Consider the following 253-nt stretch of genomic DNA (forward strand, 5'->3'; position numbering starts at 1 on the left):
CCAGCAAGACGAGCTGGTTGATAGGTCGGGTGTGGAAGCGCTGCAAGGCGTTGAGCTAACCGATACTAATGGCCCGTGAGGCTTGACCATATAACACCCAAGTGGTCTGTGGATGACACGGACGACAGCGGATACGCGAGAGACGATCTCGTCAGCATGATTCGCATTGCCTTTTTCGCCTGACGACCATAGCGTGCGGGAACCACCTGATCCCTTGCCGAACTCAGCAGTGAAACCGCTCAGCGCCGATGGT

Annotated in this window: 2 rRNA genes; both read left to right on the forward strand. The window is 56.5% G+C overall.

Annotation, left to right across the window (positions count from 1 at the left end):
• Positions 1-90 (forward strand): 23S ribosomal RNA (locus tag MYL53_RS17215); the annotation flags it as partial.
• Positions 91-178: 88 nt separating this feature from the next.
• Positions 179-253: ribosomal RNA gene (gene rrf / locus MYL53_RS17220) — 5S ribosomal RNA — on the forward strand; the annotation flags it as partial.

The organism is Halomonas getboli (assembly GCF_023094245.1).
In the GTDB taxonomy this organism is placed as follows: domain Bacteria; phylum Pseudomonadota; class Gammaproteobacteria; order Pseudomonadales; family Halomonadaceae; genus Halomonas; species Halomonas getboli.